This is a genomic window from Streptomyces sp. R35 (assembly GCF_041053035.1).
Taxonomy (GTDB): domain Bacteria; phylum Actinomycetota; class Actinomycetes; order Streptomycetales; family Streptomycetaceae; genus Streptomyces; species Streptomyces lutosisoli.
Window position 1 is genome coordinate 9,306,270 of sequence record NZ_CP163440.1, and the last position, 23,634, is coordinate 9,329,903.

Annotated in this window: 23 protein-coding genes; 5 read left to right on the forward strand and 18 right to left on the reverse strand. The window is 69.4% G+C overall.

Features of this window, described 5'->3' with window-relative positions; genetic code table 11:
• Nucleotides 1-62 precede the first annotated feature (62 nt).
• Nucleotides 63-902, reverse strand: coding sequence for an SDR family oxidoreductase (locus AB5J50_RS41870; RefSeq protein ID WP_369263833.1), 840 nt, complete (start codon nucleotides 900-902; stop codon nucleotides 63-65).
• A 174-nt stretch (nucleotides 903-1,076) separates the two neighbouring features.
• Nucleotides 1,077-1,493, reverse strand: a complete 417-nt coding sequence (locus AB5J50_RS41875) for a hypothetical protein (RefSeq protein ID WP_369263834.1) — start codon at nucleotides 1,491-1,493, stop codon at nucleotides 1,077-1,079.
• A 255-nt stretch (nucleotides 1,494-1,748) separates the two neighbouring features.
• Here AB5J50_RS41875 and AB5J50_RS41880 point away from each other — a divergent pair, with 255 nt between their 5' ends.
• Complete coding sequence (locus AB5J50_RS41880; RefSeq protein ID WP_369263835.1) at nucleotides 1,749-2,024, forward strand: SHOCT domain-containing protein; 276 nt, start codon at nucleotides 1,749-1,751, stop codon at nucleotides 2,022-2,024.
• A gap of 35 nt (nucleotides 2,025-2,059) precedes the next feature.
• On the opposite strand, the gene AB5J50_RS41885 is transcribed toward AB5J50_RS41880, so the two are convergent.
• Both AB5J50_RS41885 and AB5J50_RS41890 read right to left on the reverse strand, forming a co-directional pair.
• Nucleotides 2,060-2,551, reverse strand: coding sequence for an NUDIX domain-containing protein (locus tag AB5J50_RS41885; protein WP_369263836.1), 492 nt, complete (start codon nucleotides 2,549-2,551; stop codon nucleotides 2,060-2,062).
• A 47-nt stretch (nucleotides 2,552-2,598) separates the two neighbouring features.
• A complete protein-coding gene (locus AB5J50_RS41890) occupies nucleotides 2,599-3,498 on the reverse strand; it encodes a helix-turn-helix transcriptional regulator (RefSeq protein WP_369263837.1) in 900 nt (299 codons plus the stop codon).
• Nucleotides 3,499-3,581: 83 nt separating this feature from the next.
• Between AB5J50_RS41890 and AB5J50_RS41895 the strand changes: the two genes are divergently transcribed.
• Nucleotides 3,582-4,451, forward strand: coding sequence for an SDR family NAD(P)-dependent oxidoreductase (locus AB5J50_RS41895; protein WP_369263838.1), 870 nt, complete (start codon nucleotides 3,582-3,584; stop codon nucleotides 4,449-4,451).
• A gap of 14 nt (nucleotides 4,452-4,465) precedes the next feature.
• Here AB5J50_RS41895 and AB5J50_RS41900 read toward each other — a convergent pair whose 3' ends face one another.
• Complete coding sequence (locus tag AB5J50_RS41900; protein ID WP_369263839.1) at nucleotides 4,466-5,539, reverse strand: ADP-ribosylglycohydrolase family protein; 1,074 nt, start codon at nucleotides 5,537-5,539, stop codon at nucleotides 4,466-4,468.
• A gap of 195 nt (nucleotides 5,540-5,734) precedes the next feature.
• Here AB5J50_RS41900 and AB5J50_RS41905 point away from each other — a divergent pair, with 195 nt between their 5' ends.
• Nucleotides 5,735-6,874: a glycerate kinase gene (locus tag AB5J50_RS41905; protein WP_369263840.1), complete on the forward strand. Its 1,140-nt coding sequence runs from the start codon at nucleotides 5,735-5,737 to the stop codon at nucleotides 6,872-6,874.
• 340 nt (nucleotides 6,875-7,214) lie between these two features.
• Here the strand turns inward: AB5J50_RS41905 and pssA are convergent, their stop codons facing one another.
• The 9 genes from pssA to AB5J50_RS41950 all read right to left on the reverse strand — a co-directional run bounded on the left by pssA (nucleotide 7,215) and on the right by AB5J50_RS41950 (nucleotide 18,136).
• Entirely contained in the window at nucleotides 7,215-8,036 is an 822-nt protein-coding gene (pssA, locus tag AB5J50_RS41910; RefSeq protein WP_327435285.1) for a CDP-diacylglycerol--serine O-phosphatidyltransferase, read from the reverse strand.
• Nucleotides 8,037-8,058: 22 nt separating this feature from the next.
• Nucleotides 8,059-8,706 carry a phosphatidylserine decarboxylase gene (locus AB5J50_RS41915; protein ID WP_369263841.1) on the reverse strand — a complete coding sequence of 216 codons (648 nt, stop codon included), beginning with the start codon at nucleotides 8,704-8,706 and terminating at the stop codon, nucleotides 8,059-8,061.
• Nucleotides 8,707-8,876: 170 nt separating this feature from the next.
• Nucleotides 8,877-10,082, reverse strand: coding sequence for an acyl-CoA dehydrogenase family protein (locus tag AB5J50_RS41920; RefSeq protein ID WP_327433252.1), 1,206 nt, complete (start codon nucleotides 10,080-10,082; stop codon nucleotides 8,877-8,879).
• A 2-nt stretch (nucleotides 10,083-10,084) separates the two neighbouring features.
• Nucleotides 10,085-10,597, reverse strand: a complete 513-nt coding sequence (locus AB5J50_RS41925; protein ID WP_100591523.1) for a MaoC family dehydratase — start codon at nucleotides 10,595-10,597, stop codon at nucleotides 10,085-10,087.
• A 5-nt stretch (nucleotides 10,598-10,602) separates the two neighbouring features.
• A complete protein-coding gene (locus tag AB5J50_RS41930) occupies nucleotides 10,603-11,574 on the reverse strand; it encodes a CoA ester lyase (RefSeq protein WP_369263842.1) in 972 nt (323 codons plus the stop codon).
• Nucleotides 11,571-13,598: a protein meaA gene (locus AB5J50_RS41935; RefSeq protein ID WP_369263843.1), complete on the reverse strand. Its 2,028-nt coding sequence runs from the start codon at nucleotides 13,596-13,598 to the stop codon at nucleotides 11,571-11,573. The genes AB5J50_RS41930 and AB5J50_RS41935 overlap by 4 nt, the downstream gene beginning before the upstream one ends.
• Nucleotides 13,599-13,608: 10 nt before the next feature.
• A complete protein-coding gene (gene ccrA, locus AB5J50_RS41940) occupies nucleotides 13,609-14,946 on the reverse strand; it encodes a crotonyl-CoA carboxylase/reductase (RefSeq protein ID WP_327433255.1) in 1,338 nt (445 codons plus the stop codon).
• A 435-nt stretch (nucleotides 14,947-15,381) separates the two neighbouring features.
• Nucleotides 15,382-16,194: a TetR family transcriptional regulator gene (locus tag AB5J50_RS41945; protein WP_327433256.1), complete on the reverse strand. Its 813-nt coding sequence runs from the start codon at nucleotides 16,192-16,194 to the stop codon at nucleotides 15,382-15,384.
• A 136-nt stretch (nucleotides 16,195-16,330) separates the two neighbouring features.
• Entirely contained in the window at nucleotides 16,331-18,136 is a 1,806-nt protein-coding gene (locus AB5J50_RS41950; protein WP_369263844.1) for a 3-hydroxyacyl-CoA dehydrogenase family protein, read from the reverse strand.
• Between the two features lie 372 nt (nucleotides 18,137-18,508).
• On the opposite strand from AB5J50_RS41950, the gene AB5J50_RS41955 reads away from it, so the two are divergent.
• A complete protein-coding gene (locus AB5J50_RS41955; RefSeq protein ID WP_369263845.1) occupies nucleotides 18,509-19,081 on the forward strand; it encodes an adenylosuccinate lyase in 573 nt (190 codons plus the stop codon).
• Nucleotides 19,082-19,149: 68 nt separating this feature from the next.
• On the opposite strand, the gene AB5J50_RS41960 is transcribed toward AB5J50_RS41955, so the two are convergent.
• From AB5J50_RS41960 to AB5J50_RS41975, 4 genes are all read right to left on the reverse strand, one after another.
• Nucleotides 19,150-19,686, reverse strand: a complete 537-nt coding sequence (locus AB5J50_RS41960; RefSeq protein WP_369263846.1) for an N-acetyltransferase family protein — start codon at nucleotides 19,684-19,686, stop codon at nucleotides 19,150-19,152.
• A complete protein-coding gene (locus AB5J50_RS41965) occupies nucleotides 19,683-20,081 on the reverse strand; it encodes a RidA family protein (RefSeq protein ID WP_369263847.1) in 399 nt (132 codons plus the stop codon). Before AB5J50_RS41965 ends, AB5J50_RS41960 begins: the two co-directional genes overlap by 4 nt.
• 60 nt (nucleotides 20,082-20,141) lie before the next feature.
• On the reverse strand, nucleotides 20,142-21,725 hold the full coding sequence (locus tag AB5J50_RS41970; RefSeq protein ID WP_369263848.1) for an alpha/beta hydrolase: 1,584 nt from the start codon (nucleotides 21,723-21,725) through the stop codon (nucleotides 20,142-20,144).
• A 200-nt stretch (nucleotides 21,726-21,925) separates the two neighbouring features.
• Complete coding sequence (locus AB5J50_RS41975; protein ID WP_369263849.1) at nucleotides 21,926-22,963, reverse strand: Rv2578c family radical SAM protein; 1,038 nt, start codon at nucleotides 22,961-22,963, stop codon at nucleotides 21,926-21,928.
• 162 nt (nucleotides 22,964-23,125) lie between these two features.
• On the opposite strand from AB5J50_RS41975, the gene AB5J50_RS41980 reads away from it, so the two are divergent.
• Nucleotides 23,126-23,569, forward strand: coding sequence for an SRPBCC family protein (locus AB5J50_RS41980; RefSeq protein ID WP_327433263.1), 444 nt, complete (start codon nucleotides 23,126-23,128; stop codon nucleotides 23,567-23,569).
• Nucleotides 23,570-23,634 lie beyond the last annotated feature (65 nt).

Genomic DNA, 23,634 nt, shown 5'->3' on the forward strand with positions numbered 1-23,634 from the left:
TCGATCACGCTGTTCACATGGGCCTCGGCGGCTCGTACCGGATGGCTTCGGAGGTGCGGGCTTCAGCCACCGGTGGCGAAACCGGGGAACAGCGTCATTCCGCCGTCCACGTAGATCGTGGTCCCCACGACGTAGTCGAAGAGGTCGGATGCCAGAGCGGCCACGACGTTCGCGATGTCGTCCGGGTCGCCGACGCGGCGGTAGGGGACGAGCCGGAGAAGGTCGGCCTCGGCCTCGGGGGTGTCCCAGGCACTGCGGTTGATGGGTGTGCGAATCGCTCCCGGAGCAACGGCGTTGACCCGGATCCGGTAAGGCGCGAGCTCTTGTGCGAGGGTCGCCATGAGCATCTGCACCCCGCCCTTGGATGCCGCGTAGTTCACGTGGCCCGACCAGGGGATGATCTGGTGGACGGAACTCATGCAGATGATTTTCCCGGCGGAACGGGAGACCTCCGGGACGACACCCCGCCGCAGGAATTCCTTGGCCGCTTCGCGGGCGCACAGGAATTGGCCGGTCAGATTGACGTCCAGCACCTTGTGCCACTGCGCCATGGTCATGTCGGTGAGGGGGGCATCGCGCTGGAGCCCCGCATTCGCCACCATGACGTCGATGGTGCCGAATTCCTTGACCATACGGGAGACCATGTCGGTGACCTGGTCCTCCTGCGACACGTCCGCCTCGTGTGCGTAGGCGCGGACGCCGAAGCCCTCGATCTCGCGCACGACCTCTTCTGCGGCGTCCCGCCCGGCCACGTAGTTCACCACCACATCGGCGCCCACCCGCCCCAGGCCGATCGCGGTGGCCTTGCCGATGCCGGAATTCGCCCCTGTCACAAGAGCCTTCTGCCCCTTGAGGACCTGGGGGGCGGGGGGCAGGTGGCTTTCAGTGCCGCTGGTTTCCACGCGTGTCTCCCTGTGGGTGCTGCCGCGGATTATTCGGAGGAATCCGCCCCACAACGAAAGCACTGATGAGTCCCTACGGCCTGGTGGCGCGTCGCCTGTCAGCCGGTCGTGGGGCTGTCCCGGGCTGAACGGACCAACTCCCACCTGCCGGGTTGCCGGGGACGGTGCGTTCGGCTAGCCGGTGGCGCCGGCGTCCCGGCTGGTTCCGACGCACAGCGCCCAGATGACGAAGGCATCCACGGCGATCAGCACGCTGGCCCACACGGGGGAGTACGGCAGCCACATGAAGTTGGCGATCATCGACAGGCCTGCCAGAGCGATACCGACCACACGCGCCCACATGAGTCCACTGAAGACCGCGATGCCCGCCAGGACGACCAGGACGCCGAGGAGCATGTGGATCCAGCCCCAGCTCGTCAGGTCGAAGCTGTAGGTGTAGTTCCGGGTGGTGACGAAGACGTCGTCCTCGGCAATGGCGGCGATTCCTTCGAATATCGCCATTGCTCCGCCGAAGATCATCATGACCCCTGCGAAGGCGGTCCAGCCGGTCGCCCACACTCGTTCGGTGGTTCCGGTTTCGTGTCGGTGCATACCACTTGTCGTCATTTCGAGCTCCTACCGCGTAGGCCTCGCCACTGACCTGGGACCGGTCGGTGGCCCACGTTTCAGCTTGCCACGAGAGTGGCCTACCGGCAGAACTCAGGGATTTCCCCAGGGCAGCACCAGGGTCGGTGTGCGGGGGAATTCATACGGTGCTCCAATAGAAGTATCCGGCGCGCCGAGAATTGCGCGTCGGTCAGGGAGTCGTTGTCTATTTCCCAGCCTTTCGCGAGAAAAGGAACCGTCGTGCCAGGTCTCCTCCGCGGGGTCGCCCGCACAGCCGTAGTGGCCGGTACGGCGACAGCCGTATCAGGCCGTGCGTCACGCCGTCAGCAAGGGCGATGGGCCCAGCAGGAAGCTCAAGAGGCCGCGCCGCCGGCCCCTGCTCCGCCGGCCCCCGCCCCGCCGGCCGACGATATGAGCAGCAAGATCGAGCAGCTGAAGCAACTCGGGGAGCTCAAGGACCAGGGCGTCCTCACCGGGGCCGAATTCGAGGAGCAGAAGCGCAGGATCCTCGGCTGAGCGAATCAGCCCTCATCCTGCGGACCGTCCCCTGGTCAGCCAACCCGGTGGCCGTTCTCCAGCTCCACCGTCCCCGAGCCCGACGCGAGGACGTCGAGCCCGGCAAAGACACGCCGGCCCAAGGCGCCCGGCAGATACTCGGCGAGTTCCTCGCGCGGCACCAGCCGCCAGGACAGCAGCTCCTCCTCCTGGAGGCGGATCGACTTGAAGTCGTCCTCGGCGAGGACCCCGCCGTCGTAGAGGTAGGCGACCACCGGCGGCCGCGCCGCGCCGTGCACCCAGTCGACCGCGAGGAGCCGTCCGAGTTCGAGGTCGAGGCCGATCTCCTCGGCCGTCTCGCGGCGGGCGCCCTGGCGCGGGGTCTCCCCGTCGTCCGACTCGACGGTGCCACCCGGAAGGGCCCAGCCCTCGCGGTAGTTCGGCTCGACGAGCAGCACCCGCCCTTCGGCGTCGCGGAAGAGGGCGGCGGCCCCGGCGAGGACGCGGGGCAGGCCCGCGATGTACGTGGCGAAGTCTGGAGTGGTCATCCTCGAAGGGTAACGAGGGCGGTCATTCACGAAGGGTAACGAGGCGGTCATCCACCGTGGGTGACGAGCTCGCGCAGCCGTTCCTCGGACTCGCTGCCCGGCTCGGCGAAGTGGCAGATCAGGCTGAGGCGGGGCGCCTCCTCCAACGCCAGTCGTACGTAAGACACTTCGAGGTCGCCGACCTTCGGGTGCCGGTAGCGGCGTACCGAGGAACGGAACTCCACGACGTCATGGGTCTCCCAGACCTCCGCGAAGAAGGGGCTGGTTTCGAGGAGGTCGGCGACCAGTTCGGAGAAGCGCGGGTTGTCGAGTTCGTACGCCGCCTGCTGGCGCAGCAGTCCGGCCATCCAGCGGGCCTCCCGCTCCCACTCCGGCATCAGGGCGCGGATCTCCGGCACGCGGAACAGCATCCACGCGCTGTTGAGTTCGCGGCGCGGGCGGTCCAGCAGGGTCGGGCCGAGGATGCTCTCCTGCGCCGGGTTCCAGGCGAGGATGTCGAAGCAGCGGTCGATGACGAACGCCGGGTTGGGCATGAGCTTGGCCAGGAAGGTGCGGACGGCGTCCGGGACCTCCAGCGAGCGCTCGGCGGGCTCGGGTGCCGGAAGGCCCGCCAGCCGGAAGAGATGGGACCGCTCCACCTCGTCGAGCTGGAGGACGCGGGCCAGGGCCAGCAGGATCTGCGGGGAGACATTGATGTCACGGCCCTGTTCGAGCCAGGTGTACCAGGTCAGGCTCACGCCGGAGAGCAGGGACACCTCCTCGCGGCGCAGCCCGGGGGTACGGCGACGGCCACCCTGCGGCAGCCCGGTTCCCGCGGGGTCGGCGCGCTCCCGGCGGGAGCGCAGGAACGCCGCGAGGGCCTTGCGGCCGTGATCGTGCGGTGCGGCGGCGAGCGCCTTGCGGTGGTGATCGCCGGTGCCTGGTTCTGATCCTGGTGTCGCTGCCACCAGTAAATTCTGCACTCTTCAACGGGGCTGCGGCCTGGCGGAGGGTGGGCGGGAAGCGAACTCCCTTGTGAAAGGCGGCCCTTGTGGCTGAGCTGACCCCTCCCCGAACCGTTCTGATCACCGGCGCCACCGGCGGTGTGGGCGGCGCCCTCGCGCGCAGGCTCAGCGCCGACGGCTGGATCGTGTACGCGGCCCATCGAAAGCCCGCGGATGCCGGACCCCTGCGCGACGCCGGGCTGACCCCCGTCCTCCTCGACGTGACCGACGAGGAGTCCGTCGCCGCCGCCGCGGACCTCGTCGGCCCCCGTCTCGACGGTCTGGTGAACAGCGCGGGCATCATGGGGCAGGGCCCCGTCGAGCTGGTGCCGGCCGAGGCCTGGCGCCGCCAGTTCGAGATCAACGTGATCGGTCAGGCGGCGGTGATCCGCGTCTTCCTGCCCGCCCTGCGCGCGGCCGGCGGCCGGATCGTGAACCTCGGTGCCGTGTCCGCCCGCGTCGCACCGCCCTTCTTCGGGCCGATCGCCGCCTCCAAGGCCGCCCTCGCGGCGCTCACCCAGGCCCTGCGGATGGAACTGCGCCACCAGGGCGTCAAGGTCTCCCTGGTCGAGCCCGGCGCCATGGACACCGCCATCTTCGGCACGGCGGACAAGGCGAGCGCCGACATGGGCTGGGCGGGCACACCCGAGACCCAGCACCGGTACGCGGGCGCCCTGGACGCCGTACAGGCCGCTGCGGCCCGCCAGCCCCTGGGACCGGTCGCCCCGGCCGTCAACGCCGTCGTACGCGCCCTGACCGCGCGCCGCCCCGGCACCCTCTACACCACCGGACGCGACGGACGGGCCCTCGCCCTGCTCCGCTTCCTCCCGGACGGCCTGCGCGACCGCCTGATGCTGCGAGCGATGGGGGTGACGGCCGAGGTGTTCAGGACGAGCACGGCCGCAACGGTGGGCTAGGGGGCTAGGGGCCCCTAGGCCTCGGCCCCCACCAGCGCGACCGTACGCGATGCCAGCTCGCTGATCCGCACCCCGTCGAAGCCGAACACCGCACTGCGGACGGTGTCCTCCAGCGGGTCCTTCCACTGGGAGGGGACCGCCTCGGCCCCGCACAGGACGCCCGCGACGGAGCCCGCGGTCGCCCCGTTCGAGTCGGTGTCCAGGCCGCCGCGGACGGTCAGCGTGATGGTGCGGGTGAAGTCGCCGTCGCCGTACAGAAGCCCGGCGGTGAGGACGGCGGCGTTCGGGATGGTGTGGATCCAGCCGAGCCCGGCCGTCTCCTCGGCCACGGTGCTGAGTGTGTCCTCCCAGGTCATCCGGGTCTCGTGAAGCGTGAGCACCCGGCGCACGGTGCGGGCGAGGCGGCAGCTCGCCGGGATCACCGTGAGTGCGGTGTCCAGCGCGTGCCGCACGGTCGGCGCGGTGAACGCCGCCGAGATCAGCGCCGCCGCCCACATCGCGCCGTACACGCCGTTGCCGGTGTGTGAGAGAACGGCGTCCCGTCGGGCGAGGGAGGCCGCACGGCGCGGCAGCCCCGGGCAGGTCCAGCCGTAGACGTCGGCGCGGATGAGCGCGCCGATCCACTCCTGGTAGGGATTCTCGTACGTCGCTGTCAGCGGCGGTTTCAGCCCGTTGGCGAGGTTGCGGTACGCGGCCCGCTCCGCCGTGAACGTCTGGAGATACGGCAGCCGCAGCAGCCACAGGTCACCGACCTGCTCCGTGCTGAAGGAGAAGCCGTGGGTCTCCAGCAGGTCGAGCCCGAGAATGGCATAGTCGACGTCGTCGTCCCGGCAGCTGCCGTGGATGCGGCCGCGCACGCAACTCCGCCACTCGGGCCGCAGCTCGAACTCTTCGCCGCCGCCGTCGCCCGCGGGCTCGGGGAGGTAGTCGGTGAGCGGCAGGGCCGCGGCCTGCCGCAGATAACGGTCGATCCGATCCCGCGTCCAGTGGTCGCCCTGCTCGACCGGCTTGCCGAGCATGTTGCCCGCGATCCGGCCCAGCCAGCCCCCGAGGATGCGGTCGGCGAGCTCAGTGCCCACAGGGGTCATAGCTCCGGTTTACCCAATTTCGGGCGGGCAAGCGCGGCAATCCGGTAGCCGGGCGATTCCGGGGGCCACGTGATTCCGGGGGCTGGGCGGGGCATGACGGCGGGGGCTTCCTCCGGTTAAGGTCGCAGCGGCGCGACTGCCTTGACTTGAGCAAGGCCCGGAAAGCAAGGGGAATGCAAGGTGGCGGACGCTGCTGTGAATCGGACTCCGCGTGTGCTCATCGCCGCGGACAAGTTCAAGGGATCGCTGACGGCCGTGCAGGTCGCCGAGCGCGTGACGGCCGGACTGCGCCGGGTCGCGCCGCGCGTCGAGGTCGAGGCTCTGCCCGTGGCCGACGGCGGCGACGGCACCGTCGACGCGGCGGTCGCGGCCGGTTTCGAACGGCGTGAGGTGCGGGTCGCCGGGCCGCTGGGCGACGAGGTCACGGCCGCGTACGCGCTGCGCGGTGACACCGCGGTCGTGGAGATGGCCGAGGCGAGCGGGCTGCAGCGGCTGCCCGCCGGGGTCTTCGCGCCGCTCACGTCGTCGACGTACGGCTCCGGGGAGCTGTTGCGGGCCGCGCTGGACGCCGGTGCGCGCACGATCGTGTTCGGCGTCGGTGGCAGTGCCACGACGGACGGCGGTGCGGGCATGCTGTCCGCGCTCGGCGCGCGCTTCCTGGACGTGGAAGGCGAGCCGGTGGCTCCCGGCGGTGCCGCGCTGCGTGACGTCGTGACCGCCGACCTGTCCGGTCTGGACGCCCGGCTCTCCTCGATCGACTTCGTCCTCGCCAGCGACGTGGACAACCCCCTGACGGGCCCCAAGGGCGCCCCCGCCGTCTACGGCCCCCAGAAGGGCGCGAGCCCCGACGACGTGGCCACCCTGGACGCGGCCCTCGCCCACTTCGCCACCGTTCTGGAGAAGGCCATCGGGCCCAAGGCCGCCGAGTACGCGGCGGCGCCCGGAGCCGGGGCCGCGGGCGGAATCGGATATGGAGCCCTCGTCCTGGGCGCCCGCTTCCGGGCCGGTATCGAGGTCATGCTCGACGTCCTCGGCTTCGCGCCCGCGCTGGAACGCGCCACGTTGGTGATCACCGGCGAGGGTTCTCTCGACGAGCAGACCCTTCATGGCAAGGCTCCCGCCGGTGTCGCCGCCGCCGCCCGCGCGGCCGGCAAGGAGGTCGTCGCCGTCTGCGGCCGCCTCGCCCTCCGGCCTGAGGCTCTCGGCAAGGCCGGTATCCGTCGGGCCTACCCACTGACCGACGTCGAGCCCGACGTCGCGAAGTGCATCGCCGACGCCGGCCCGATCCTGGAACGCGTCGCGGAAAACATCGCCCGGGACTTCCTGACCACGTAGGCGAGCTGTCGGGGGCCTTTTCGCCCCCCCCGCCCCTACCCGTCCCATCCCTGGGGGCTGCGCCCCCAGACCCCCCTGAAGATTGCGCCGTTCCCCGCGCCCCTTAACAGTCGGCTGCCGGCCGGTGGGGGTTGCTCGCGCAGTTCCCCGCGCCCCTAAAAACCGGGGCGGGCGGGGGATCGCGGGGCGCAGCCCCGCGCCTTCAGGGGCGCGGGGAACTGCGCGACCAGCCCCCACCCACCCGCAGCCAAAGAACCCACCCCCGGGGGCGAAAAACCCGAAGGGCCCCGAACCTCGTAGGTTCGGGGCCCTTCAGTCACGTACAACGGATCGGCTGCCGCTACGGCAGCTGCGCCGCCCGAGCCTCGCGCCGATTGTCCCGGAAGTTGTTCACCCTCCGAGCCGTGGCGAAGAGGGGAATCACCGCGCCCATGACGAGCTGCAGCGCGCAACCGGTCTGAAGGAGCAGCTGACCGCTCGGGGCGTCGAAGGCCCACGCCGCCAGCAGCCCCATGCTGAGCACGATCCAGGACAGCATCGCCACCGCGAGGCGCCCCCGCGGCTTCGGGTACTCGACCCGGCTCACCATCAGCCACGCGGTACCGATGATCGCCATGAGCGTGGCGACGAACGGCAGCTCCAGCAGCACGATGGAGACGACGGTCAGCGCACCGAACGGCGAGGGCATGCCCTGGAACGTGCCGTCCTTGACCGTGACGCAGGAGAAGCGCGCCAGGCGGAGTACGACCGCCAGCAGGACCACGATGGCCCCCACCGCCGCCACCCGCTGATGCGCGTCGTCCGCGACCATGCCGTAGACCAGGACGAAGTACGCCGGGGCGAGACCGAAGCTGATCAGGTCCGACAGGTTGTCCAGCTCGGCGCCCATGGGGGAGGAACGCAGCTTGCGGGCGACCAGACCGTCGAAGAGGTCGAAGACCGCCGCGCAGAGCATGAGGATGACGGCCGTGGCCGCGCTGTGGCGGGCCATGCCCGTCGACTCGTCGTTGCCCGTCAGGTGCGGGATCAGGATGCCGGTGGTGGTGAAGTACACCGCCATGAAGCCGCACGTGGCGTTACCGAGCGTGAGGGTGTCCGCTATTGAGAGGCGGAGCGAGAGGGGCATCTCCTCCTCGTCGTCCACCTCGTCGGCCTCCGGCACCCAGCCGGCCTGTGTCTCGGGATCAATCACGGTCAATTCGAGTCACCCCAGCCACGGTCTTCTGACCGACCTCCACATCGACCTCGACACCCTCGGGGAGATAGATGTCGACGCGCGAGCCGAAGCGGATCAGACCGATCCGGTCGCCCTGCTCGACCTTCGTACCCTGAGGGATATAAGGAACGATACGACGGGCGACCGCGCCGGCGATCTGGATCATCTCGATGTCACCGAGCTCGGTGTCGAAGTGCCAGACGACGCGTTCGTTGTTCTCGCTCTCCTTGTTGAACGCCGGAACGAACCCACCGGGGATGTGCTCGACCGACGTCACCGTGCCGGAGAGCGGCGCGCGGTTGACGTGGACGTTGAGCGGGCTCATGAAGATCGCGACGCGGGTGCGTCCGTCCTTCCACGGCATGATGCTCTGCACCACACCGTCGGCGGGCGAGATGACCCGGCCCTGGGCGATCTCGCGCTCGGGGTCGCGGAAGAACCACAGCATGCCCGCCGCCAGCGCGGTGGCGGGTACGGCCACGGCCTTGGCGGCGCCGGAGCGGCGCGCCTTGACCAGGCTGAGTGCTGCGGTGGCAACGGTCGGGAGAAGCCACGGCGATGCTCCGCGCGCGAGGCGGACCCGGCCGCGTGGTGCAGAGGTTTGGCTGTGGGGCATGGATGACCTTCGTAGCGGATGATGCCGCGCTGTAACGGGGGACGGCGGCTTTCCCGGGATCGTACCGGTCGCGGGCCGTAACTGGGCAAGCCAGGAAGCCGAGTCGGCGGCCGAAGAGTGTTGACGGGGTGTGATCTTCTTCTCGAAGAAAACACCCCGAACCCGGACATCTAGCCCTGGAGTCGATACTCTTCGAGCAACCTGCGCCCGATGATCATTTTCTGGATTTCAGCGGTACCTTCACCGATCAGCAGCATCGGAGCCTCTCGGTAGAGGCGCTCGATCTCGTACTCCTTGGAGAAGCCGTAGCCGCCGTGGATCCGGAAAGCATCCTCCACGACTTCCTTGCAGTACTCGGAGGCGAGGTACTTCGCCATCCCTGCTTCGAGGTCGTTTCGTTCCCCAGAGTCCTTTTTGCGTGCCGCGTTCACCATCATGGCATGGGCGGCCTCGACCTTGGTAGCCATCTCGGCCAGCTTGAACTGGATGGCCTGGTGCTGGGCGATCGGCTTGCCGAAAGTGTGACGTTGCTGGGCATACGAGACGCCGAGCTCAAATGCACGCTGTGCGACGCCGCAGCCACGTGCCGCCACATTCACGCGGCCGACCTCGACTCCGTCCATCATTTGGTAAAACCCTCGGCCCGTGGTCCCGCCGAGCACACGATTGGCCGGAATGCGCAGTCCGTCCATGATGAGTTCGGTCGTGTCGACGCCCTTGTAACCCATCTTGTCGATCTTCCCGGGAATGGTGAGGCCGGGGCGGACCTCTCCGAAGCCGGGCTCCTTCTCGACCAGGAAGGTCGTCATCGACTTGTGGGGCGCCGTGCCCTCGGGGTGTCCTTCGTCACTCCGGACGAGAACGGCCACCAGAGTCGACGAGCCGCCGTTCGTCAGCCACATCTTCTGACCGTTCAGGACGTACTCGTCGCCGTCCTTGACCGCCTTCGACGTGATCGCCGACACATCCGAGCCAAGACCCGGCTCCGACATCGAGAACGCGCCGCGCACCTCACCGAGCGCCATGCGCGGCAGGAAGTAGTCCTTCTGTTCCTGCGTGCCGTGCTGCTTGAGCATGTACGCCACGATGAAGTGGGTGTTGATGATGCCGGAGACCGACATCCAGCCGCGGGCGATCTCCTCCACGCACAGCGCGTAGGTGAGGAGCGACTCGCCCAGACCCCCGTACTCCTCGGGGATCATCAGGCCGAAGAGGCCCAACTCCTTCAGACCGTCGACGATCTGCTGCGGGTACTCGTCGCGGTGCTCCAGCTCGGTGGCGACCGGGATGATCTCCTTGTCCACGAAGTCGCGGACGGTGGAGAGGATCTCCTGCTGGATGTCGGTCAGACCGGCGGTCTGGGCGAGTCGCGCCATGGCTACTTCTCCTGCTCCTTGAGCTGGGGGCGGCCGGGCTGCTCGCCGCCGCGCTCCTTGATGTACGTCTCGGTGGGGACCATCACCTTGCGCCGGAACACGCAGACCAGCGTGCCGTCCTGCTTGTAGCCCTTGGTCTCGACGTAGACGATGCCGCGGTCGTTCTTCGACTTCGACGGCGTCTTGTCGAGAACCGTCGTCTCGCCGTAGATCGTGTCGCCGTGGAAGGTCGGCGCCACGTGCCGCAGCGACTCGATCTCCAGGTTGGCGATCGCCTTGCCCGACACGTCCGGCACGGACATGCCCAGCAGCAGCGAGTAGATGTAGTTCCCGACTACGACGTTCTTGCCGAAGTCCGTCGTGTTCTCCGCATAGTTGGTGTCCATGTGGAGCGGGTGGTGGTTCATGGTCAGGAGACAGAAGAGGTGGTCGTCGTACTCCGTGACCGTTTTTCCGGGCCAGTGCTTGTAGACCGCGCCGACCTCGAACTCCTCGTAGGTGCGTCCGAACTGCATGGTGCTCAGGCCTCCGGGGCTTCGAACTTGCTGGTGCGCTGCATGCCGGCGGCCCGGCCCTTGCCCGAGATGACGAGCGCCATCTTGCGGCTGGCCTCGTCGATCATCTCGTCGCCGAGCATCGCGGAGCCCTTCTTGCCGCCCGCCTCGGACGTGCAGTAGTCGTACGCGTCCAGGATCAGCTCGGCGTGGTCGAAGTCCTCCTGGGAGGGCGAGAAGATCTCGTTGGACGCCTCGACCTGGCCCGGGTGGAGCACCCACTTGCCGTCGAAGCCGAGCGCCGCGGCGCGCTGGGCGACCTCGCGGTAGCCGTCGATGTTGCGGATCTGGAGGTAGGGGCCGTCGATCGCCTGGAGGTTGTTGGCGCGGGCGGCCATCAGGATCTTCATCAGGATGTAGTGGTAGGCGTCCGCCGGGTAACCGGGCGGCTGCTCGCCCACGACCAGCGACTTCATGTTGATCGACGCCATGAAGTCGGCCGGGCCGAAGATGATCGTCTCGACGCGCTGGGAAGCCGTGGCGATCTCGTTGACGTTGTTCAGACCCTGGGCGTTCTCGATCTGCGCCTCGATGCCGATCTTGCCGACCTCGAAGCCCATCGTCTTCTCGATCTGGGTCAGCAGCAGGTCGAGCGCCACGACCTGCTGGGCGTCCTGGACCTTCGGCAGCATGATGCAGTCGAGGTTCTGGCCCGCGCCCTCGACCACGGTCACGACATCGCGGTACGTCCACTCGGTCGTCCAGTCGTTGACGCGCACGACCCGCGTCTTGCCGGTCCAGTCGCCCTCGTTGAGGAACTTGACGATCGTGTGCCGCGCCTCGGGCTTGGCGAGCGGGGCGCACGCGTCCTCCAGGTCGAGGAAGACCTGGTCCGCGGGGAGGCCCTGGGCCTTCTCCAGGAAGCGGGGGTTGCTTCCCGGCACCGCGAGACAGGAGCGTCGCGGGCGAAGCCGGTTCACGGGGGCGGGCGTGGTCATGCGGGGACCTCCAGGGGGTCGAGCTTGTTCGCTTTGCGGATCTCGTCGACGATACGGCCGATGATTCCGGTGATGTCGAAGTCCTTCGGGGTGAAGACCGCGGCCACTCCCGCGGCCCGCAGCTGTTCGGCGTCGGCGTTCGGGATGATCCCGCCCGCGATCACCGGAATGTCGGCCGCACCGGCCTCGCGCAGCCTCTCCAGCACGTCCGGCACCAACTGGGCGTGCGAGCCGGACAGGATGGACAGCCCGACACCGTGCACGTCCTCGGCGACGGCCGCGGCCACGATCTCCTCGGGCGTCAGCCGGATGCCCTGGTAGACCACCTCGAACCCGGCGTCGCGGGCCCGCACGGCGATCTGCTCGGCGCCGTTGGAGTGCCCGTCCAGGCCCGGCTTGCCCACCAGGAAGCGGAGCTTGCCGACGCCGAGGTCCTGCGCGGTCCGCGCCACCTTGCCGCGGACCAGCGCGAGCGCGGTGCCCTCCTCGGCGGTGACCGCGACGGGCGCGGACGAGACACCGGTGGGGGCGCGGAACTCGCCGAACACCTCGCGCAGCGCCCCGGACCACTCGCCGGTCGTGACGCCGGCGCGGGCGCACTCCAGGGTGGCCTCCATGAGGTTGTCGGTGCCCTTGGCGGCCTCCTTCAGCCGCTCCAGCGCCTTGCACGGGCGCGGGTGGTTGAAGGGCGGCTGGTAGCGGGTGTCGCGCCAGTGCTGGAGGGCCGAGATCACACGGGCCTCGACCGCCGGGTCGACCGTCTGGATCGCCGCGTCCAGGTCGGCCGTGAGCGGGTTCGGCTCGGTCGACTCGAAGATGTTGACGCCGACGATCTTCTCCTGCCCGGACTCGATACGGGCGCGGCGCTCGGCGTGCGAGGAGACGAGCTGCGACTTCAGGTAGCCCGACTCGACGGCGGCCATCGCGCCGCCCATCTCCTGGATGCGGTCGATCTCGGCGAGCGACTCCTCCACCAGGGACGCGACCTTGGCCTCGATGACGTGCGAGCCCTCGAAGATGTCCGCGTACTCCAGCAGATCGCTCTCGTACGCGAGCACCTGCTGCATACGCAGCGACCACTGCTGGTCCCAGGGCCGGGGCAGGCCCAGCGCCTCGTTCCAGGCGGGCAGCTGCACGGCACGCGCGCGTGCGTCCTTCGAGAGCGTCACGGCCAGCATCTCGAGCACGATCCGCTGGATGTTGTTCTCCGGCTGTGCCTCGGTCAGACCGAGGGAGTTGACCTGGACGCCGTACCGGAAGCGCCGCTGCTTGGGGTCCTCGATGCCGTACCGCTCGCGCGTGATCTTGTCCCAGATCCGTCCGAACGCCCGCATCTTGCACATCTCCTCGATGAAGCGGACGCCCGCGTTCACGAAGAAGGAGATACGGGCGACGACTTCACCCTTGCGGTCCTCGGCGATCTGCCCGGACGCGAACACCGCGTCCAGGACGGCGATCGCGGTGGACATCGCGTACGCGACCTCCTGGACCGGGGTGGCTCCCGCCTCCTGCAGGTGGTAGCTGCAGATGTTGATCGGGTTCCACTTGGGGATGTGGTTCACCGTGTACGTGATCATGTCCGTCGTCAGACGGAGCGAGGGACCCGGCGGGAAGACATGCGTCCCCCGCGACAGGTACTCCTTCACGATGTCGTTCTGCGTCGTCCCCTGGAGCTTGGTGATGTCCGCACCCTGCTCCTCGGCGACGACCTGATAGAGCGCCAGCAGCCACATGGCGGTGGCGTTGATCGTCATCGAGGTGTTCATCTGCTCCAGGGGAATGTCCTGGAACAGGCGGCGCATGTCACCGAGGTGCGACACCGGCACGCCGACCCGGCCGACCTCGCCGCGGGCGAGGATGTGGTCGGGGTCGTAGCCGGTCTGCGTCGGCAGGTCGAACGCGACCGACAGGCCGGTCTGACCCTTGGCGAGGTTGCGCCGGTACAACTCGTTGGACGCCTCTGCGGTGGAGTGACCGGCGTACGTGCGCATGAGCCACGGCCGGTCCTTCTGGCGCTCAGTCATCTACGGGACCTCAGACGTTCCGGAAGCGGTTGATGGCGTCGATGTGCTGGGCGCGCTTCTCCTCGTCGCGTACGCCCAGGCCCTCGCGGGGCGCCAGCGCGAGCACGCCGACCTTGCCCTGGTGGAGGTTGCGGTGCACGTCGTACGCGGCCTGCCCGGTCTCCTCCAGGGAGTACACCTTGGAGAGCGTCGGGTGGATCTTGCCCTTGGCGACCAGCCGGTTGGCCTCCCAGGCCTCACGGTAGTTGGCGAAGTGCGAGCCCACGATCTTCTTCAGGGACATCCACAGGTAGCGGTTGTCGTACTCGTGGTTGTAGCCCGAGGTCGAGGCGCAGGTGACGATGGTGCCGCCCTTGCGGGTGACGTACACGGAGGCGCCGAAGGTCTCGCGGCCCGGGTGCTCGAAGACGATGTCCACGTCCTCGCCGCCGGTCAGCTCACGGATGCGCTTGCCGAAGCGCTTCCACTCCTTCGGGTCCTGGGTGTGCTCGTCCTTCCAGAACTTGTAGCCCTCGGCGTTGCGGTCGATGATCGCCTCGGCGCCCATCGCCCGGCAGATGTCCGCCTTCTGCTCGCTGCTCACGACACAGATGGGGTTGGCGCCACCGGCGAGCGCGAACTGCGTGGCGTACGAGCCGAGTCCACCGCTCGCGCCCCAGATGAGGACGTTGTCGCCCTGCTTCATGCCGGCGCCGTTGCGGGAGACCAGCTGCCGGTACGCGGTCGAGTTCACGAGTCCCGGAGCGGCGGCCTCCTCCCAGGAGAGGTGGTCCGGCTTCGGCATCAGCTGGTTGGACTTCACGAGCGCGATCTCGGCGAGACCGCCGAAGTTCGTCTCGAAGCCCCAGATGCGCTGCTCCGGGTCGAGCATCGTGTCGTTGTGGCCGTCGGAGGACTCCAGCTCGACGGACAGACAGTGCGCGACGACCTCGTCACCGGGCTTCCAGGCGTTGACGCCCGGGCCGGTGCGCAGGACGACGCCCGCGAGGTCGGAGCCGATGATGTGGTACGGCAGGTCGTGGCGCTTGGTGAGCTCGCTGAGCCTGCCGTAGCGCTCCAGGAAGCCGAACGTCGCCATCGGCTCGAAGATCGAGGTCCAGACCGAGTTGTAGTTCACGGAGGAGGCCATGACGGCCACCAGGGCCTCGCCCGGGCCGAGTTCCGGCACCGGCACGTCGTCCAGGTGGATCGACTTGCGGGGGTCCTTGTCGCGGGTGGCGAGCCCGGCGAACATCTCCGTCTCGTCCTTGTGCACGGTGATCGCGCGGTACGACTCGGGGAGCGGAAGAGCGGCGAAGTCGGCAGACGTGGCCGTCTGCGACTGAATCGCGTCCAGGATTTCCTTCACGGTGTTGCCTCCGGCGATGAGCGTCCGAGGGAAGACGCTGAGGGTTACGTCGGTGCTGCTGCTGGGTGTGAGGGGTGTGCCGTCGGTTCGGCGGAGGTGGTGCTGTGGCAGCGCTTTGTGGCGCAGGAGGTTGCCTGTGACGCAGGCGTCCGGGCGCGCTCGCCATTGGCTTGCGGGGACAGCCGGCGTACGAAAGGTCTCTGCACGCCGGCCGCCCGGACTCCTTCAACGTATGGCACGGCGTGTCACCGTGCAAGGCACGGAGTGCCAGAAGTTGCGCTCAGGTGAAATCTTTACGTAACACGTGAGCGATGATCGATCAGGGCGCGCGATGATCGATCGAATACGGGGCGCAAAAACGCCGGACGTGCTCAAAATGAGCCCGTCCGGCGATTGAGGAAAAGCGGCGGAGCCGCGGTTCTGTGAGGGAAGTCGCTACGACCGTTCCCTGAGCGCCTGCTCGATGGTGCGCATCACCTGGTCCAGCGGGGCATCGACCCGGGCCACGGTCACCAGCACGTCCCCCTCCGTGAAGGAGGAGGCCGACGCCGACCGGGGTGGGGTCTCCCGTCCCGCACCGATCCCGGTCCCGAACGTCTTCCGCACGATCGCGAAGGCGTGGTCCAGCTGGGTCTCGACATCGCCCTGCCCCCCGGCCCGCAGCCAGCGGCGCAGGACGTGGTTGTGCGCCGTGACCACGGCCGACGCGGCGACCTCCGCGAGCAGCGGATCGTCGTTGGCGTCGTCGTCGTGCGCGTGCTCGTCGAAGTGGCCCAGGAGATAGCGGGTGAAGAGCCGCTCGTAGCGGGCCACCGAGGCGATCTCGGCCTCCCGCAGCGTCGGCACCTCGCGCGTCAGCTTGTAGCGCGAGACGGAGATCTCGGGCCGGGCGGCGTACATCCTCATGACTTCCTTGATGCCACGGCACACCGTGTCGAGCGGGTGCTCGTGCGGCGGCGCCGCGTTGAGCACCGCCTCGGCCCGGATCAGGGTGTCGTCGTGGTCGGGGAAGATCGCCTCTTCCTTGGAGCGGAAGTGGCGGAAGAAGGTACGACGGGCCACCCCGGCCTGGGCTGCGATCTCGTCGACGGTGGTCGCCTCGTACCCCTTGGTCGCGAACAGCTCCATGGCCGCGGCCGCCAGCTCCCGGCGCATCTTGAGCCGTTGCGCGGCCGCGCGACTGCCTGCGGCACTTTCCGGCGCGTCGGGCGTAGCTGGTGTACGTGAGGACTTGGCGGGCTGGGACATGACCCGAACGTACTGCATGTGTGCAGGAGAGCGCGCATGTCCGGGGATCCCCCCGCCCTCCACGGGCGGGGGGTTTCCGGTCGGGCCGAGCAGTCCGCCCCAGTCGGCGCTGTCTCGCAGCCAGTCGCCCGGACGCTCAGCGGCGGGCATATTCGCGGAAGCCGCGGCCCGTCTTGCGGCCGAGGCAGCCCGCGGCCACCAGGTGCTCCAGGAGCGGCGCCGGGGCCAGGCCCGGGTCACGGAACTCGCGGTGCAGAACCTTCTCGATGGCCAGCGAGACATCGAGCCCGACCACGTCCAGGAGCTCGAACGGGCCCATCGGGTACCCGCCGCCCAGCTTCATCGCCGCGTCGATGTCGTCCAGCGACGCGTAGTGCTCCTGCACCATCTTGATCGCGTTGTTCAGGTACGGGAACAGCAGCGCGTTCACGATGAAGCCGGCCCGGTCCCCGCAGTCAACCGGGTGCTTGCGGATCTTCGCGCAGACCTCGCGCACGGTGGCGTGCACGTCGTCCTCGGTCAGCACCGTCCGCACGACCTCGACGAGCTTCATCGCCGGCGCCGGGTTGAAGAAGTGCATGCCGATCACGTCCTGCGGGCGCGAGGTGGCGCGGGCGCAGGCGACGACGGGCAGCGACGAGGTGGTGGTGGCCAGGATCGCGCCGGGCTTGCAGACCTTGTCGAACGTGGCGAACAGCTGCTGCTTGATCTCCAGGTCCTCGGCGACCGCCTCCAGCGCCAGATCGACGTCGGAGAAGGCGTCGTACGAACCCGCCGGGGTGATCCGCTCCAGCGTCTGCGCCGCCGCCTCGGCCGTCATCCGGCCCTTGTCGACGGAGCGCGAAAGCGACTTGCCGATACGGGCCTTGGCGGCCTGCGCCTTCTCCTCGCTGCGGGCGGCGAGGACGACTTCGTAACCTGCCTTCGCGAAGACCTCGGCGATACCGGACGCCATCGTGCCGGAGCCCGCGACGCCGACCGAGCGGATCGTGCGGCCCTCGACCAGGGCGGCGCCCTCCAGCGGCGTCAGCGCGTCCCGCACGACGGCGGCGCTGCCGGGAGCCTCGTACGAGTAGAAGCCGCGCCCCGACTTCCGGCCGGTCAGGCCCGCCTCGCTGAGCTGCTTGAGGATGGGCGCGGGAGCGTGCAGCCGGTCGTGCGACTCGGCGTACATGGCCTCCAGGACCGTACGCGCGGTGTCGACGCCGATCAGGTCGAGCAGCGCCAGCGGGCCCATCGGCAGTCCGCAGCCGAGCTTCATGGCGGCGTCGATGTCCTCACGGGAGGCGTACTTCGCCTCGTACATCGCGGCGGCCTGGTTGAGGTAGCCGAACAGCAGCCCGTCGGCGACGAATCCGGGGCGGTCGCCGACCGCGACGGGCTCCTTGCCGAGCTCGAGCGCCAGGTCCGTGACGGCGGCGACGGCCACCGGCGCGGTCAGCACCGACGAGACGACCTCGACCAGCTTCATGGCCGGGGCCGGGTTGAAGAAGTGCAGGCCGAGCACGCGCTCGGGGTGGGCCGAGTCGGCGGCGAGGCGCGTCACGGACAGGGCGTTGGTGCCGGTCGCGAGGATCGTCTCGGGGCGCACGATGGTGTCGAGCGCCCGGAAGACCTGCTGCTTGATGTCGTACGACTCCGGGGTCACCTCGATGACCAGGTCGGCGTCGGCCGCGGCCTGCAGATCGGTGAACGTACGGAAGCGGGCGAGGACGTCGGCGCGCTCCTGCTCGGTGCAGCGCCCGCGCTGCACACCGCGGGCGGTGGAGGCTTCGAGCGCCGTGACGGCCTGGGCGGCCGCGGCCTCGCTGATGTCGATGCCGATCACTTCGCGGCCGGCCCGGGCGAGGACCTCGGCGATGCCGGTGCCCATGGTGCCGAGGCCGACGACGGCGACGGTCTTGAGCGGGGACAGAGGGGTGTCGGACAGGGGAGTGGCCATCGCGGGACTCCAGAGAGAGGGTGACGACTGAGGAGCGCACCCGGGTACGCCAACAGGCGCACACAGTGCGGAGGATGCGGGTGTTGCCGGGCTGACGAGCGCACACGCCCGGTGCCGTCCGAGGGCGCCCAAGAACGGACGCCGCGTGGAACGGTGATGACCGACCGGCCCTGTCCCGGAGCCGTGTCGTACGCAGATACCTGAAGTACCGAACCGACTGCTCTCGCGGCGACTGCGTCACCAGGCCACCGCAAGTAAGAGGCGAGTGGGTAACTCGCTCGTCTGAGCTTAACCCGCCAGTAACGAGCACGCCAGCCCTTGAGTTTGTGATGTACGTCCCGGCGCCTCACAGGTTTCTCTAGGCTCGCCGCCATGGACGAAGCGTTGCGATCACTCACGGAACGTGTACGGAGCGAGGCCGGGGGCTCGGCGGTGTACGAGCGGCTTGTGGCGGCCGAGGACCCCGACGAGCTCGCGGCCTCGCTGACGGAGCCCGGACAGCCGTTGTGGGCCCGGGAGTTGGTCGCCTTCCGGCTCGGGGTCGCCGGCGACCGGCGGGCCTTCGAGGCGCTCGTCCTGCTGCTCAACCACCGCGACCCGCAGCGCTGCGCGTCCGCCGCCTACGCCCTGGCCCGCCTCGGCGACCCCCGTACGGCCCGCGCGGCGGCCGCGCTCGCCACGAACGAGCTGCGCGTCGCCTACGCGCTCCACCCGGTGCGACTCCTGGTCGAGCTGCGCGCCCCCGAGGCCGTGCCCGCGCTGATCACCACCCTGGAGCGCAGGCTGCGCCCGCACGACCCGTACCGCAGGGTCGCGCTCGCGTGCGTCGAGGGACTGGGCGCCCTGGGGGACGCACGCGCGAGACCCGTCCTGAACGAGGCGCTGGCGCATCCGGCGCTCGCGGAGGCGGCCGTGCGTGCGCTGGCGCGGCTGCCCAAGGAGTAGGGCACGGCCGCCCGGCTACCGATGCGCCGGTCGCCAAGCAGGCGCCGACGCGAAACCCCGGGCGCGGGTCAGTCGATGCCCACGCCGGTGAGCGCGCGCACATACCGCACCTCGGGCACCGCGACCCCGCCCACCTCGAAGGGCTCTTCGGCGCCGTCGGGACCGAAACCGGCCCGCTCGTAGAAGCGGCGGGCCGGGGTGTTCTCCTTGAGCACCCACAGCAGCATCCGCCCGTGCCCGGCCGCCGCGCACCGGCCGGCCGACTCGCTCAGCAGCGCGCGCCCCAGGCCCTCTCCGACCCGGTCAGGACGCACATAGATCGCGTACAACTCGACGTCCCCGGCGCGGAATTCGCCGTCCCGGTACGGCCCGTGGCAGGCCCAGCCGACCACCTCGCCGTCCAGCTCGGCGACCAGGTTCACCACGTCGCCGGCGCCCTGCTCGAAGCGCGCGCGTCGCCGTGTCTCGTCCTCGTCCACGCTGAGCGCGTCGAGGTACGGCTGCGGTATCAGCCCCTTGTACGCGCTCTGCCAGCTCCGGATGCGGATCTCGGCCACGCGTCGGCAGTCGTCCAGGGTCATCTCACGGACGCGGAGCCCGCTCACTCGCCGACCACCGCGTACGCCTCGATCTCCATCAGGAACTCCGGGCGGACCAGCGCGGCGACCTGGACCGCGGACGCGGCCGGGAGGCGGTCGGCGGGTATGTGCGCGTCCCGGGCGGCGCGGACGGCCGGCATGTGGGCCATGTCCGTGACGAAGAAGGTGAGTTTGACGACGTCGTCGAATGTGGCCCCCGCGGCGGTGAGACACCGGCGCAGGTTCTCGAAGACCTGGCGGGCCTGCGCGTCCGGGTCGCCCTCGCCGACGAGCTTGCCGTCCTCGTCCAGGGCGAGCTGGCCCGAGACCGCGACGAAGCGGCCCGTGCCCATGACGACGTGCGTGTACGCGGTCGCGGGGGCGACCCCGTCGGGGGCGGAAATACGCGTCAGCTCACTCATGCGTCCATGGTGGACCATGGGTCTGACAATGCCCCCGACGGGCCGCCGCCAGGGGAGGGTTCAGCCCCGGAAGCCGAGCAGTCCGTGCAGTGCCGAGCCGCGCGAGGAGGTGGACGCCGCCTTCGTCCTCAGCGGCTCCGGGTCGGGCAGTGTCTTGCACACCGCGTCGATCTCGCCACCGCTGTGCGGCAGCTTGCCGTCGGTCAGATACGCCGCCAGGTACTTGTCCAGGCAGGTGTTCCCGCTCAGCGTGATGCCGTGGTTCCCGCCGCCCTGTTCGACCACCAGGCTGGAGCCGCGCAGCTGGTGATGGACGGTGACACCGCCCTCGTACGGGGTGGCCGCGTCGTTCGTGGCCTGGAACAGCAGTGCCGGCGGCAGGGCGGCGTTGGCGATGTCCACCGGCTCGAGCGAGTGCGTCGGCCAGAAGGCGCACGGCGCGTTGTACCAGGCGTTGTTCCAGACCATCAGCGGCGCCTTGTCGTACACCGCCCAGTTGTCCTCGCGCCACTGGTTCCAGTCGCGTGGCCAGGAGGTGTCACGGCACTGCACCGCGGTGTAGACGCTGTAGCCGTTGTCGCCCGAGGCGTCGACGGCGGCGAAGTTGTCGTACGCCTCGACGAGCGGGTCCGTGTTCTTGTCGTTCACATAGGCCGCGAACGCCTCGGCGAGGGAGGGCCAGTAGCCGTTGTAGTAGCCGCCGGGGATGTAGGTGTCCTCCAGTTCGGAGGCGCCCACCTTCTTCTGTGCGGGCTTCTTGGCGAGCGCCGCGCGCATCGCGTACCACTTGGTCTCGACCTTGGCCGGGTCGGTGCCGAGCTTGTACGTCGCGTTGTGCTTGGCGACCCAGGCCATGAAGGCCAGGTGGCGGTCGTTGAAGGCGTAGTCCTGACCGATGTTGTCGTCGTACCAGACGCCGTTGGGGTCGACGATGGAGTCCAGGACCAGGCGGCGCACGCGGTTCGGGTAGAGCTTCGCGTACACGGCGCCGAGGTAGGTGCCGTACGAGTACCCGAAGTAGTTGATCTTCTCGGCGCCGAGCGCGCTGCGGATCGAGTCCATGTCCTGGACCGCGCTCACCGTGTCGATGTACGGCAGCACGCTCGCGTACTTCTTGCCGCACGCCTCGGCGAAGGCCTTGGCGCGGTCGAGGTTGGCCTTCTCCATGGCCGGGGTGCTGGGCACGGTGTCGGGGCGTACCGCGTTGAAGTGCCCGGGCTCGCAGTCCAGGGCGGGCTTGCTCGCGCCCACGCCACGGGGGTCGAAGCCGATGACGTCGTACTGCGCGGCCACCTTCTTCGGCAGCGAGGACGCCACGAAGCCGGCCAGCTTGAGCCCGCTGCCGCCGGGACCGCCAGGGTTCACGAGCAGCGGCCCCTGGTACGTCTTCGCGGTGTGCGGAACGCGTGAGAGCGCCAGTGTGATCTGCGGGCCGCCGGGGTGCGAGTGGTCCAGCGGCACCTTCAGTGAGGCGCACTGAAGCGTCGGATAGGCGCTGGTGCCGCACTTCTTCCAGGTGGGCTTCGCGGTCTGGGTGGTGCGCGGTGCGGTCGCGGAGCCGGCGCTCGCGTCGGCGGGGATCGACGTGATCATCCCGGCCACCACGGCGGCAGCTCCGCACAGAGCAGCTGCGCGTTTCTTCACAAGGCCTCCCAGGACGGAGGATTCTGAGCCGTGCACGCCACGGCCTTCGCCGCATCGTCCCGGAGAGGGGGGTCGGAAGAACCCGTTCTGGCAAGATTTGACCCGATTGCGCCGCGGGATGCGCTCGGATGCCGTCAGAAGTGTTTCGGATGCCGTCGGAAGTGTTCACGGACGTCGGCTGAGCGGTTTCGAAGGAGTCGTCAGAGCAGCGTGAGCTGGGTCGGCTCCTGGGGCGCGGGCGGCTCGGCGGGGGCGGTGATCCTGCGGGGCATCCCCGCGCGCGTGGGGCCGATGCCGTACTCCTGGGCCAGCTCGTGGACCTGACGGGTGATCCGGCGCTGGTACCACTTCGGGGCGTAGGCCCCCTCGGCGTACAGCCGCTCGTAACGGCGTACGAGGTACGGGTGGTGGTGCTCCAGCCAGGCCATGAACCACTCGCGGGCGCCGGGCCGAAGGTGCAGCACCAGTGGGGTCACCGAGGTGGCGCCGGAGGCCGCGACGGCGCGTACGGTGGCGCGCAGCTGGGCCGGATGGTCGCCCAGGAAGGGGATCACGGGGGCCATCAGGACGCCGCAGCCGATGCCGTGGTCGGTCAGGGTGCGGACGACGTCCAGGCGGCGCTCCGGGGCCGGTGTGCCCGGCTCGACGGTGCGCCACAGCTCGGGGTCGGTGAAGCCCACGGAGACGGAGATGCCGACGTCGGTGACCTCGGACGCCTGCTTCAGGAGGTCGAGGTCACGCAGGATCAGCGTGCCCTTCGTCAGGATCGAGAAGGGGTTCGCGTGGTCGCGCAGGGCTGCGATGATCCCGGGCATCAGCCGGTAGCGGCCCTCCGCCCGCTGATAACAGTCGACGTTGGTGCCCATCGCGATGTGCTCGCCGTGCCAGCGGCGCGAGGCGAGCTGGCGGCGCAACAGGTCCGGCGCGTTGACCTTCACCACGATCTGCGAGTCGAAGTCGAGTCCCGTGTCGAGGTCCAGATAGCTGTGCGTCTTGCGCGCGAAGCAGTAGACGCACGCGTGCGTGCACCCCCGATAGGGGTTGACCGTCCACTCGAAGGGCATTCGGGAAGCCCCCGGCACCCGGTTCACGATCGACCGCGCCCGGATCTCGTGGAAGGTGATCCCACGGAACTCCGGAGTGTCGAAGGTGCGGGTGGTCACCGCGTCCGCGCCGAACAGCGCGGCGTCCGGAGCGGGGTCCCCGGCGGGGTCCACTGTGAGGTTGTCCCAGCGCATGACGCCTCCTCGATAGCACTGGCCACAGAATAGAACACATGTTCCCTTGATCGTGCGACCTCGTATTCGGGCTCTGCCGGGGACCCCCGATTTGGGTGGCTCGGCCGCCTGGTGGTTGGGTGGCCGCACACCCCCGAGGAACCAATTGCTGGAGGAAGTGCCATGGCGCAGGTCGAGGCCACGACGGAGCGGGTCATCGCGGCGGACGCGGAGGCGGTGTTCGACGCCCTGGCCGACTACAGCGGCACGCGAGCGAAGCTGCTGCCCGAGCACTTCAGCGAGTACGAGGTGCGTGAGGGCGGCGACGGCGAGGGCACCCTCGTCCACTGGAAGCTCCAGGCCACCAGCAAGCGCGTCCGTGACTGCCTGCTCGAAGTCAGCGAGCCCACCGACGGCGAGCTCGTCGAGAAGGACCGCAACTCCTCGATGGTCACCACCTGGCGGGTCACCCCGGCCGGCGAGGGTGCGTCGCGCGTCGTGATCAGCACCGTCTGGAACGGCGCGGGCGGCATCGGCGGCTTCTTCGAGAAGACCTTCGCGCCCAAGGGCCTCGGCCGGATCTACGACGCGCTGCTCGACAAGCTCGCCACCGAGGTGGAGAAGTAGCCCGAGGGGCGACTCCGCGAGGGCGCACCGTCCAAGAGGCAACTCTCCAGGGCGTGTTGCGCCCT